The following is a 10,573-nucleotide window of genomic DNA, read 5'->3' as shown; positions in this document are numbered from 1 at the left end:
CACCACCCCCCCGCCCCCGCGCGGGGGCGGGCCCCCCCCCCCCCCGGGCGCCCCCCCCCCCCCCCCCCCGCGGCACCAGTCAACAGGGGTCAGAGTTTGCGCAGGCTGAGCTTCTGGACCTTGTGGTCGGGGCCCTTGCGGACGACGAGGGTGGCCCGGCCGCGGGTGGGCGCCACGTTCTCCAGCAGATTGGGCTTGTTGATCGTCCGCCACATCGTCTGCGCGTACTCCAGCGCCTCCTCCTCCGAGACCTGGGTGTACTTGCGGAAGTAGGAGAAGGGGTTCTGGAACGCGGTCTCGCGCAGCTTCCGGAACCGGTTGAGGTACCAGCGCTCGATGTCCTCGGGGCGCGCGTCCACGTACACGCTGAAGTCGAAGTAGTCGGCGAGGGCGACGCGGGTGCGGCCGTCCGTGCCGGGCAGGGCGGGTTGCAGGACGTTGAGGCCCTCGACGATGAGGATGTCCGGGCGGCGGACGACGAGCCGCTCGCCCGGGACGATGTCGTAGATCAGGTGCGAGTAGACCGGGGCCGTGACCTCGTCCTTGCCGGCCTTGATGTCGGCGACGAAGCGGGTGAGCGCGCGGCGGTCGTAGGACTCGGGGAAGCCCTTGCGGGAGGTGAGGCCGCGCCGCTGGAGCTCCCGCATCGGGTAGAGGAAGCCGTCCGTGGTCACCAGTTCCACGCGCGGGTGCTCGGGCCAGCGGGCGAGCAGCGCCTGGAGCAGCCGGGCCACGGTGGACTTGCCGACGGCGACGGAACCGGCGACCCCTATGACGAAGGGGGTGCCCTGCTGGGCGCCGTGGCCGTTGCCCGCGTCGCCGAGGAAGGTGTTGAGGGTGCCGCGGAGGTTGCTGGTGGCGCCGACGTAGAGGTTGAGCAGCCGCGAGAGCGGCAGGTACACGTCACGGACCTCGTCGAGGTCGATGACGTCGCCGAGGCCGCGCAGCCGCTCGACCTCGTCGGCGGTGAGGGGGAGCGGGGTCCGCTCGCGCAGGGCGCTCCACTCGGCGCGGGTGAGGTCCACGTACGGCGAGGCGTCGGGGCCCCGGCGGTGGGGGCGATCGGGGCGCTCCGGCCGGTCGGTGCGCTCCGTCGCGCTGTCCGGCGTGCTCCGTGGCGGCGAGGTGATCACACCGCCATTGTCGGGGGTACGGGCCGGATGTGGGTGGTGGGGTCGGTCACGTGGGGGTGGGACGCGTGAGGGTCTCGTGGTGGTCATGATCGGCCGGGGATGGGGGAAAACCCCGGCCGACTGATCGTTTTACCAGTAGATTGCCTTCTGCCGTAGTGCTGACGCGTGCCTTGCCGTGTCCGGGTGCCGCTCGCGCCCTCCCGGCTGCCGCCGCCGCTCTTCGTGCTCCTTTCTGTCGTTCGTGTGGGGGAAATCCATCGTGCGTACCGCTCTTGTCCGTCGTACCGTCCTGACCGCTTCCGCGGTGTCGCTGACCCTGCTGGCCACCGCCTGCGGCTCCGAGAAGGCCGAGACCAAGGCCGACGCCAAGCCCGCGGCCGGCGCGTCCACCGCCCCGTCCCCGGCCGCTCCGGTCGTCAAGGGGAAGACGGATGCCGAGCTGGGCGCCCTGATCCTGACCCAGGCCGACCTTCCGGACCACGAGGTCAAGCAGCCCACCCCGGCCGATCTCGCGGAGTCGACCAGTGACAAGCCCGAGTGCCTGTCGCTGGTGAAGGCGCAGTCCTTGGCCCCGGCCGGTACCACGGTCGGCGCCGCCCGGGTCAAGGCCCTCACCAAAGCCACCAGGGGCAAGGACGCCGCTGCGGGCGCCAGCGAGGACGAGAAGGCGAAGGCCATGATGGAGGCCCTGCGCGGCTCCCAGGTCGACTTCGTCACCCTCGCCTCGTACGAGGGCAAGGGCGCCCAGGAGGCGTTCGCCACCTACAAGACGGCGGGCGCGGCCTGCGCCGGGGGTTACACGGCCGGTACGGCCGGTCAGGCGGACGCCTCCCTCAAGATCACCAAGGTGGGCCCGGGTGCCGCTGTCACCGCGGGTGACGAGGCGCTCTCCTACACCCTGACGGCCGACGTGGAAGGCGCTCCGATGAACATGGAGCTCGCGTTCGTGCGTAAGGGCAACACCCTCGCGATCTTCTCCGCCCACAGCCTGGGCGGCACCGCCAAGCAGCCGAAGGCCGTCATCGAGGCGCAGGTCAAGAAGCTCGGCTGATCCCACCCCGCGCGGCCCCCGGCGGCCCGCGCGGTCGTTCGTCCGGCCGTTCGAAGAGTCGTCAACCCCGCCCCGGCGCGTTTCGCCGGGGCGGGTTTTTCGTCGGCTCGGGTCCCGGGAAGAGGGCCGGGCCCGTCGTACGCTGCGGCGTATGTGCGGAATTGTGGGTTATGTGGGAGCGCAGTCGGCGCTCGACGTGGTCGTCGCCGGACTCAAACGGCTGGAGTACCGCGGCTACGACTCGGCCGGGGTCGCCGTCCTCTTCGACGGGGGCCTCGCCTGCGCGAAGAAGGCCGGGAAGCTGGTCAATCTGGAGAAGGAGCTGGTCGGGCACCCGCTGCCGGCCGGTTCCACGGGGCTCGGGCACACCCGGTGGGCGACCCACGGCGGGCCCACCGACACCAACGCCCACCCGCACCTCGACAACTCCGGCCGGGTGGCCGTCGTCCACAACGGCATCATCGAGAACTTCGCCGGGCTCCGCGCCGACCTGGCCGGGCGCGGACACCGGCTGGAGTCCGAGACGGACACCGAGGTCGTCTCCCACCTGCTGGCGGAGCGCTTCGCGGCCACCGGGGACCTCGCGGAGGCCATGCGGCAGGTGTGCCGCTGCCTGGAGGGGGCGTTCACGCTGGTCGCGGTGCACGCCGACGAGCCGGACGTGGTGGTCGGCGCGCGCCGGAACTCGCCGCTGGTGGTGGGCGTCGGGGAGGGCGAGAACTTCCTCGCCTCGGACGTGGCCGCCTTCATCGCGCACACCCGGTCCGCGATCGAGCTGGGACAGGACCAGGTCGTCGAACTCCGCCGCGACAGGGTCACGGTGACCGGTTTCGACGGCGCGCCCGCGCAGGTACGGGCGTACCGCGTGGACTGGGACGCCTCGGCGGCCGAGAAGGGGGGGTACGACTACTTCATGCTCAAGGAGATCGCCGAGCAGCCGAAGGCCGTCGCCGACACCCTCCTGGGCCGGATCGACGCCAACGGCTCACTGACCCTGGACGAGGTGCGCATCCCGGCCCCGGTGCTCCGGGAGGTCGACAAGGTGGTGATCGTGGCGTGCGGGACGGCGTACCACGCGGCCATGATCGCGAAGCTGGCCATCGAGCACTGGACCCGCATCCCGTGCGAGACGGAGCTGGCCAGCGAGTTCCGCTACCGCGACCCGATCCTGGACCAGCGGACGCTGGTGATCGCGATCTCGCAGTCCGGCGAGACCATGGACACCCTGATGGCGCTGCGGCACGCGCGCGAGCAGGGCGCCAGGGTGCTGGCCGTCTGCAACACCAACGGGTCGACGATCCCGCGCGAGTCGGACGCCGTGCTGTACACGCACGCCGGTCCGGAGGTGGCCGTCGCCTCGACCAAGGCGTTCCTGACGCAGCTGGTGGCCTGCTACCTGGTCGCGCTCTACCTCGGGCAGGTGCGGGGCACCAAGTGGGGCGACGAGGTCGAGCTGGTGATCCGCGAGCTGTCCGACATCGCCGCCGCCGTGGACACCGTCCTGGAGACGATGGAGCCGGTACGGGAACTCGCGCGGTCGCTGGCCGGGAAGGACACCGTGCTGTTCCTGGGGCGCCACGTCGGCTACCCGGTGGCGCTGGAGGGTGCGCTCAAGCTCAAGGAGCTGGCGTACATGCACGCCGAGGGCTTCGCGGCGGGCGAGCTCAAGCACGGGCCGATCGCGCTGATCGAACCGGACATGCCGGTGGTGGTGGTCGTCCCCTCGCCGCGCGGGCGGTCGGTGCTGCACGACAAGATCGTGTCGAACATCCAGGAGATCCGGGCGCGCGGGGCGCGGACCATCGTGATCGCGGAGGAGGGCGACGAGGCGGTCGTGCCGTACGCCGACCACCTGATCCGGATTCCGGCGACGCCCACGCTGCTCCAGCCGCTGGTGGCGACGGTGCCGTTGCAGGTGTTCGCCTGCGAGCTGGCGACGGCGCGGGGCAACGAGGTGGACCAGCCGCGTAACCTCGCCAAGTCGGTGACCGTGGAGTAGTGGTGCGTGGTGCGAGTGCACCGGTTGGGCTGGTGTGGTGATTATCGGTGTGGGGATCGACGTGGCCGAGATCGAACGGTTCGCCGCGGCGCTGGACCGGACGCCCGGCATGGCGAAGCGGCTGTTCGTCGAGGCGGAGCTGACGCTGCCGAGCGGGGAGCGGCGCGGGATCGCCTCGCTCGCCGCCCGGTTCGCCGCCAAGGAGGCGCTCGCCAAGGCGCTCGGCGCGCCCGGCGGGATGCTCTGGACCGACGCGGAGGTGTACGTCGAGACCACCGGGCAGCCGCGGCTGCGGGTGTCCGGGACGGTCGAGGCGCGGGCGGTGGCGCTGGGAGTGCGCTCCTGGCACCTCTCGCTGAGCCATGACGCGGGGGTGGCGTCGGCCGTGGTGATCGCCGAGGGGTAGCCGAGGGGCAGGGGTCGCCGGGTGCGGGCCGCCGGGGGCAGGCTGGCCCCATGCGTACTGCTTACAGCGTGGAGACCGTACGGGCCGCCGAGCGGCTGCTGATGGACCGGCTGCCCGAGGGCGCCCTGATGCGGCGGGCGGCGGCCGGGCTGGCCGCCGTGTGCGCGGAGCTGCTGGCCCGGCGCACCGGACGGGTGTACGGGTCGCGGGTCGTGCTGCTGGTCGGGCCCGGGGACAACGGCGGCGACGCCCTGTACGCCGGGGCCCGGCTCGCCCGGCGCGGCGCCGGGGTCACGGCGGTACCGATGGACCCCGGGCGGGTGCACCCCGGGGGGCTGGCCGCGCTGCGGGGAGCCGGGGGGCGCGTGGCCGAGGCCGTGCCGCGCCGGGTCGACCTGGTGGTGGACGGGCTCGTCGGGATCGGCGGGCGGGGCGGGCTGCGGCCGGCCGCGGCGGCGCTGGTGGAACAGATCCCGGACGGGGCCCTCGTGGTCGCCGCGGACCTGCCGAGCGGGGTCGACGCGGACACCGGGGAGGTGGCGGGCGCGGCGGTGCGGGCGGACGTCACGGTCGCCTTCGGCGCGTACAAGCCGGGGCTGCTGATCGACCCGGGGGCCTCGCGGGCGGGCGCGGTGGCGCTGGTGGACCTCGGGCTGGGCGCGGTGCTCCCCGGGCCCGGCGCACAGGCCCTGCAACACGCCGACGTGGCGGCGCTGCTGCCGGTGCCGACGGCGACGAGCGACAAGTACCGGCGCGGGGTGGTCGGGGTCCTCGCCGGGTCCCGGCAGTACCCGGGCGCCGCGGTGCTGGCCGTGGCGGGCGCGCTGCGGGGCGGCGCGGGCGCGGTGCGGTACGTGGGACCGGCGGACCGGGCCGTGCTCGCGCGGTACCCGGAGACGCTGATCGGGCCGGGGCGGGTCCAGGCGTGGGTGGCCGGGCCGGGGCTGGGGGAGGGGCGGGCCGGTGAGGTCGCGGAGCTGCTGGCGCAGGACGTGCCGGTCCTGGTCGACGCGGACGGGCTGCGCGGGCTGGACCCCGGGGTTCTGCGGGCGCGCGCGGCCCCGACCCTGCTGACCCCGCACGCGGGGGAGGCGGCGGCGCTGCTGGGCGTGGCGCGGGAGTCGGTGGAGGCGGGGCGGCTGGCGGCGGTGCGGGCGCTGGCGGAGCGGTACGGGGCGACCGTGCTGCTGAAGGGGTCCACCACGCTGGTCGCCGGGGCCGGGGGGCCGGTGCGGGTGAACCCGACGGGGACCGCGTGGCTGGCGACGGCGGGCAGCGGCGACGTGCTGGCCGGGCTGGCCGGGGCCCTGCTGGCGGGCGGGTTGTCCGGGGCGGACGCGGGGGCGGTGGCCGCGTACCTGCACGGGCTGGCCGCGCGGCGGGCGGCGTCCGGGGCGCCGGTGCTGGCGCAGCAGGTCGCGGAAGCCCTGCCGGGGGCCTGGCGGGACGTCCGCTCCCCGGACCCGTCCCCGGGGACGACGGGGTGACGGCCCGACGGGGTGGCGGGTCACCGATCCGGGGCTCCGCCCCGTACCCCGCGCCTCAATCGCCGGCGGGGCTGAGAATGCGGGCCTGTGGCCTTGAAGAGGTGGGCGGCGACGGGGTGGCGGGTCACCGATCCGGGGCTCCGCCCCGTGCCCCGCGCCTCAATCGCCGGCGGGGCTGAGGATGCGGGGCCGTGGCCTTGGGGAGCGGCGGGGCTGAGGATGCGGGCCTGTGGCCTTGGGGGAGCGGTGAGGCTGAGGATGCGGGGCTGTGGCTTTGGGGAGCGGCGGGGTTGGGAATGCGGGGCCGTGTATGTGGGGGTGGGTGGGGGTTCTGAGAGACTGGGGGGGATGAACGAGACACCGACGCGCGCGTACGCCGAGATCGACCTTGACGCCGTACGGGGGAACGTACGCACCCTGCGCGAGCGGGCCCCGCGGGCCGAGTTGATGGCCGTCGTGAAGTCGAACGCCTACGGCCACGGCGCCGTGGAGTGCGCGACCGCCGCCCAGCAGGCCGGTGCGACCTGGCTGGGCACGGCCACGCCCGGGGAGGCGCTCGCGCTGCGCGCCGCCGGGGTCGGCGGGCGGCTGCTGTGCTGGCTGTGGACGCCCGGCGGGCCCTGGCGGGAGGCGATCGAGGCGGACATCGACGTCTCCGTCAGCGGGATGTGGGCCCTGGACGAGGTGCGGGAGGCCGCCCGCGCGGCCGGGCGCACCGCGCGGGTCCACCTCAAGGCGGACACCGGACTCGGCCGCAACGGCTGCCAGCCCGCCGACTGGGCGGAGCTCGTCGGCGCGGCCGTCGCCGCGCAGGCCGAGGGCACCGTCCGGGTCACCGGCGTCTGGTCGCACTTCGCCTGCGCCGACGAGCCCGGCCACCCCTCCGTCGCGCTCCAGCTCGCGGCCTTCCGCGACCTGCTCGCCCACGCCGAGAAGGAGGGCGTGGACCCCGAGGTCCGTCACCTCGCCAACTCGCCCGCGACCCTGACCCTCCCCGAGAGCCACTTCGACCTGGTCCGCACCGGGATCGCCCTCTACGGGATCTCGCCCGCCCCCGAGCTGGGCACCTCGGCCGAGCTGGGGCTGCGGCCCGCGATGACGCTGAAGGCGTCCCTCGCGCTGGTCAAGACCGTGCCCGCCGGGCACGGGGTGAGCTACGGGCACCACTACACCACCGGGGCCGAGACCCGGCTGGGGCTGATCCCGGTCGGCTACGCGGACGGCATCCCGCGCCATGCCTCGGGGCGCGGCCCCGTTCTCGTCGGCGGGAAGATCCGGCGGGTCGCCGGGCGGGTGGCCATGGACCAGTTCGTGGTCGACCTGGGCCCCGGGGACCTCGCCCACGAGGGCGCGACGGTCGTGCTCTTCGGGGACGCCGCGCGCGGCGAGCCCACCGCCGAGGACTGGGCCGAGGCGGCCGACACGATCGCGTATGAGATCGTCACCCGTATCGGGGGGCGCGTGCCCAGGGTGTACCGCAACGGCTGACGTGCGTGCGGCCGGGTGCGCCGGGTGTGCCGGGTGTGCTGAGTGCTGAGTGAGGTCGGCGTGAGCGAGAACTGGCGCAAGGCCGGATGGGCGGGCGCCGCCATCGGCGTGCTCGCGGCGGGCGCGGCGGCCGGGGTCGCGGTCGAACGGATCACGGTGGGGCGCGGGATGCGCCGCGAGGCGCGGCTCGCGCTCGACGCCACCGGGGACTACGGGTCCCTGCGCGGGACCGGCGGAACCTGCCGGGCCGAGGACGCCACCGAGCTGTACTACGAGACCGACGAGGTCGGTGGGGTAGGTGGGGTCGGCGAGCCTGCTGGGAGCGGCGAGACCGCTGGGACCGGTGAGTCCGGTGAGTCCGGTCGGTCCGCCGAGGGCGCCGACCCCGCTGCGGGCCGCCCGGCCCCGGTCACCGTCGTCTTCTGCCACGGCTACTGCCTCGGCCAGGACTCCTGGCACTTCCAGCGCGCGGCCCTGCGCGGGGTGGTCCGGTCCGTCTACTGGGACCAGCGCAGCCACGGCCGCAGCGCGCGCGGCCTCGCCCAGGCGGACGGCGAGCCGGTGACCATCGAGCAGCTCGGCCGCGACCTGAAGGCCGTCCTCGACGCCGCCGCCCCCGAGGGCCCGCTGGTCCTCGTGGGTCACTCGATGGGCGGCATGACCGTCATGGCGATGGCCGAGCAGTTCCCCGCGCTGGTGCGGGAGCGCGTCGTCGGCGTGGCCCTGATCGGTACCTCCAGCGGCGGCCTCGGCGAGGTGACGTACGGGCTCCCCTCCCTCGGCACGGCCGTCGTGCGGGGGCTCCTGCCGGGCGTGCTCAAGCTGCTCGGTTCGCAGGCGGAGCTGGTGGAGCGGGGGCGGCGGGCCACCGCCGACCTGCTCGCGGGCATGATCAAGCTGTACTCGTTCGGCTCCCGGGAGGTGGACCCGGGCGTCGCGCGCTTCGCGGAGCGGCTCATCGAGGCCACCCCGATCGACGTGGTCGCCGAGTTCTACCCGGCCTTCCAGACCCACGACAAGACCGCCGCGCTCCGGTTGTTCGCGGACATCCCGGTCACCGTCGTCGCCGGGGACCGGGACATGATCACCCCGCCCGGCCACAGCGAGGCGATCAAGGACGCGCTGCCCGGCGCCGAGCTGGTGGTCCTGGAGTCCGCCGGGCACCTGATGATGCTGGAGCACCCGCAGGCCGTGACGGCACTGCTGGCCGGGCTGCTGACGCGGACCGGGGAGGTCCGGGTACCGGCTAACGTTGGCGCGCATGGAAGAAGTACCGAGGGAAGCGCGGCGGGACCCGGCACCGGCGGCTGAGGCCGCCGCCGTGGAGCCCGTGGCCGCCGAGACCCTGATCACCGTCGATTCGCCGGACGCCATGCGGGAACTGGGCCGCAGGATCGCCGGCCTGCTGCGCCCCGGCGATCTCGTGCTGCTCACCGGCGAGCTGGGCGCGGGCAAGACCACCCTGACCCGAGGCCTCGGCGAGGGCCTGGGCGTGCGCGGGGCCGTGACCTCGCCGACCTTCGTGATCGCCCGGGTCCACCCGTCACTGGTCGGCGGTCCGGCGCTGGTGCACGTGGACGCGTACCGCCTGGGCGGCGGGCTGGACGAGATGGAGGACCTGGACCTCGACGTCTCGCTGCCCGAGTCCGTGGTCGTCGTGGAGTGGGGCGACGGCAAGGTGGAGGAGCTCTCCGACGACCGGCTGCACGTGGTGATCGCCCGGGCGGTCGGCCACGAGGAGGTGCTGGACGACGTACGGGAGGTCTCGGTGCGCGGGGTCGGCACGCGCTGGGCCGACGGGGCGGCGCTGGACGCCCTGGCCGTCGCGCTCTCGGGGTAACCGCCCTCCCGGGGCAGCCGCCCTCCTGCGGCCCGGGGCGGGCTCCGGACGGACCTTGTGGCCGGGCGGGCCCTTCGGGGGAAACGTGCCGACAACTCGTCGGCAAGATATTGCGCTGGTGGCGGCGGGCGTGGTCACATGGTAGCGAGAGTTGCTTAGGTATGCCTAAGTTCGCCGCACCGGGGCCCAGGAGGCAGTCATGCCGGCACCAGCAGGAGCAGAGCGCGACCCCCGCCCGTCCGTCGTGTCCATGCGGACGCTGCTCGCCGCGGGCAGGGCCGCCGCGGCCGTCTCGACGCCGCCCGCGCGGGAACCCGCGGCGCCCGCCGTCACGCCCGTGGCCCGCGCGGAGCGGGACCTCCCGGAGTCCGAGGCGGCCTGAGCCGGTCCGGCGGAGCCCGGGCGGGCGCCCGGTGGGGTCCGTCGGCGGATCGCCCTGTCGTCCGTACGGGTGAAGACGGAGCAGGAGCCGTCAGGGGAACCGGGGCGGGGCCGGGAGCCCTCGCTCAGGGGTCCGGTCCCCAGGGGTCCGGGCTCAAGAGTGCGGGCCCAGGAGTGCGGGGAGCCGTCAGGGGACGACGACGACCTTCACGTCCCGCAGGGCGAAGGCCCACATCGCGTCGCCGTCCGCGCGGGACATGCGGATGCCGCCGGTCTTCTTGCCCGCGTCGGGCGCCGGGGTGGCGCCGTCCACGCGGGCGCTGAAACCGACCGAGACGCCCTCGGTGGTGGCGAAGCGGACGACGTGCTCGATCGGTACCCCGTCCGAGCCGGTGACCGCGCCCGAACGCGAGACGACCACATGGCTGCCCGGCTTCGGGTGGACCGTGCTCGGCATCACCGTGAACGACTTCTGCGCCTGCCCGTTCTCCGCGACCAGCCACACCCGCTTCTGGGACGGCGAGTACACGACGCGCATGCCCGTCCCGGAGTCGGCCGGGACCGGGGCCGGGGCCTGCTTGGCCGGGTCCTGCTTGGCGGCGGACCGGCTCGGCACGGGGACCGCCGCCGGTACCGGCGGGGCGGCCTTGGCGACGGGCGCGGGCGCGCTCGCGGACGCCTGGTAGCCGAGGAAGCCGATGACGGCGAGCGCCGCCACGGTGAGCCCGGCCACGATTCCCGAGCTGCTGCGTGCCACCTTGCTCCACCTCTCCGCGCTACCCCTGGAA

The 10,573-nt window shown here is 74.6% G+C and carries 10 protein-coding genes; 8 read left to right on the top strand and 2 right to left on the bottom strand.

The window, feature by feature from the left end; genetic code table 11:
- Positions 1-89: 89 nt before the first annotated feature.
- Entirely contained in the window at positions 90-1,025 is a 936-nt protein-coding gene (gene coaA / locus ACIA5F_RS24980; protein WP_399356584.1) for a type I pantothenate kinase, read from the bottom strand.
- A gap of 367 nt (positions 1,026-1,392) precedes the next feature.
- Here coaA and ACIA5F_RS24975 point away from each other — a divergent pair, with 367 nt between their 5' ends.
- The 8 genes from ACIA5F_RS24975 (at position 1,393) to ACIA5F_RS24940 (ending at position 9,786) form a co-directional block, all read left to right on the top strand.
- On the top strand, positions 1,393-2,184 hold the full coding sequence (locus ACIA5F_RS24975; protein ID WP_399356574.1) for a hypothetical protein: 792 nt from the start codon (positions 1,393-1,395) through the stop codon (positions 2,182-2,184).
- A 151-nt stretch (positions 2,185-2,335) separates the two neighbouring features.
- Positions 2,336-4,183: a glutamine--fructose-6-phosphate transaminase (isomerizing) gene (gene glmS, locus ACIA5F_RS24970; RefSeq protein ID WP_399356572.1), complete on the top strand. Its 1,848-nt coding sequence runs from the start codon at positions 2,336-2,338 to the stop codon at positions 4,181-4,183.
- A 34-nt stretch (positions 4,184-4,217) separates the two neighbouring features.
- Complete coding sequence (locus ACIA5F_RS24965; RefSeq protein ID WP_399356570.1) at positions 4,218-4,589, top strand: holo-ACP synthase; 372 nt, start codon at positions 4,218-4,220, stop codon at positions 4,587-4,589.
- Between the two features lie 50 nt (positions 4,590-4,639).
- The gene (locus tag ACIA5F_RS24960; protein WP_399356568.1) at positions 4,640-6,076 is read left to right on the top strand and encodes an NAD(P)H-hydrate dehydratase; all 1,437 of its coding nucleotides are present in this window, start codon (positions 4,640-4,642) and stop codon (positions 6,074-6,076) included.
- A 348-nt stretch (positions 6,077-6,424) separates the two neighbouring features.
- A complete protein-coding gene (gene alr / locus ACIA5F_RS24955) occupies positions 6,425-7,564 on the top strand; it encodes an alanine racemase (protein WP_399356566.1) in 1,140 nt (379 codons plus the stop codon).
- Positions 7,565-7,624: 60 nt separating this feature from the next.
- Positions 7,625-8,875: an alpha/beta fold hydrolase gene (locus tag ACIA5F_RS24950; protein WP_399356564.1), complete on the top strand. Its 1,251-nt coding sequence runs from the start codon at positions 7,625-7,627 to the stop codon at positions 8,873-8,875.
- Positions 8,826-9,404: a tRNA (adenosine(37)-N6)-threonylcarbamoyltransferase complex ATPase subunit type 1 TsaE gene (gene tsaE / locus ACIA5F_RS24945; protein WP_399356562.1), complete on the top strand. Its 579-nt coding sequence runs from the start codon at positions 8,826-8,828 to the stop codon at positions 9,402-9,404. Before ACIA5F_RS24950 ends, tsaE begins: the two co-directional genes overlap by 50 nt.
- 199 nt (positions 9,405-9,603) lie before the next feature.
- Positions 9,604-9,786 carry a hypothetical protein gene (locus ACIA5F_RS24940; protein ID WP_399356560.1) on the top strand — a complete coding sequence of 61 codons (183 nt, stop codon included), beginning with the start codon at positions 9,604-9,606 and terminating at the stop codon, positions 9,784-9,786.
- Positions 9,787-9,972: 186 nt separating this feature from the next.
- On the opposite strand, the gene ACIA5F_RS24935 is transcribed toward ACIA5F_RS24940, so the two are convergent.
- Complete coding sequence (locus ACIA5F_RS24935; protein WP_399356558.1) at positions 9,973-10,542, bottom strand: hypothetical protein; 570 nt, start codon at positions 10,540-10,542, stop codon at positions 9,973-9,975.
- Positions 10,543-10,573 lie beyond the last annotated feature (31 nt).

The organism is Streptomyces sp. NPDC051567 (assembly GCF_044454165.1).
Lineage (GTDB): Bacteria > Actinomycetota > Actinomycetes > Streptomycetales > Streptomycetaceae > Streptomyces.
Note: the sequence above shows the minus strand (reverse complement) of the source record. Positions and strands in the feature narration are given on the sequence as shown.